The following is an 899-nucleotide window of genomic DNA, read 5'->3' as shown; positions in this document are numbered from 1 at the left end:
GGAACTGCACCTCGCCGACCAGGTCGATCGGCGCGAAGACAAAGCCATCGCGGCCATCAGCGCGTCACTCGACAAGCCATCAAAACGACGCCACGGCCGCGTCGAACCGATGCCCTACCTCCACAGCATCACAGTGGCATTCGTGGCACTGGCGGCCGCCCTGGCCGGGCTGTCGTGGTGGAGTCCGTGATGCGGAGCACCCACAACGCCGCCAAGCCTCCGAATGCATTACCACTTACTGAGAAACAGAACGATATGGAAACTCAACACACCACCAAAACTGGCAAGCAGTCCAGGGAACAAAACATGACCGACGTTGACCTGATTGAGCGCCTGGCCGACGCTGTCGCCCAGCGGATGGCACCATCGATTCCGCTGGCCGTTGACCTGTGGGACATTGCAACGATTGCCGCGTACTTGAAACGCGAACCCGGTACGGTTCGTGAACAGATGGCTTGCTTGCCCTCGTTTCCCAAAGCCATCCGCCTGCCGACATCAAAGGGCCGTGCGCAGCCCCTGTACAATGCCAAGGAGGTGATCGCGTGGGCACAATCGTACCGCGAGAAAAATTAATTTCGATTACGCCAAATTTACGCCAAATAGCCGCAACCCCGCATGAATATGCGGGCATCGATTCCGGCTCCCGGCACCACAGAACACATCAAAGAAGTACCGATAAAGCCATTAAATCCAATAAAATCAAGGATTTAGTGGCTTTTTTCTTGTCCGAACACTCCATACACATCCCCCTAAAAACTGATAAGCGTTACGCCACGATTACGCCTAATGGAACGATCATGGCATCGATCAAAAGATGTTCAGGTGGCTGGCGCACGGAAGTCACCATGCTCGGCACCTGCAGATCAGAGGCATTCAGCATAAAATCCGCTCTTTTTCAA

Annotated in this window: 3 protein-coding genes; all 3 read left to right on the top strand. The window is 54.8% G+C overall.

Annotated features, from left to right (window positions below; all coding sequences use genetic code 11):
- The coding region (locus AC0V2Y_RS28910; protein ID WP_475418490.1) for a hypothetical protein at positions 1-190 on the top strand (190 nt) is incomplete at its 5' end.
- On the top strand, positions 190-573 hold the full coding sequence (locus tag AC0V2Y_RS28905; RefSeq protein ID WP_475417988.1) for a hypothetical protein: 384 nt from the start codon (positions 190-192) through the stop codon (positions 571-573). The genes AC0V2Y_RS28910 and AC0V2Y_RS28905, both read left to right, overlap by 1 nt.
- Positions 543-899 (top strand): hypothetical protein (locus tag AC0V2Y_RS28900; RefSeq protein WP_475418489.1); only part of this gene is annotated, 357 nt, incomplete at its 3' end. The genes AC0V2Y_RS28905 and AC0V2Y_RS28900, both read left to right, overlap by 31 nt.

It is taken from the genome of Janthinobacterium sp. BHSEK (assembly GCF_056174685.1).
The sequence above is the reverse complement of the archived record's forward strand: the minus strand, read 5'-3'. Positions and strand labels throughout refer to the sequence as shown.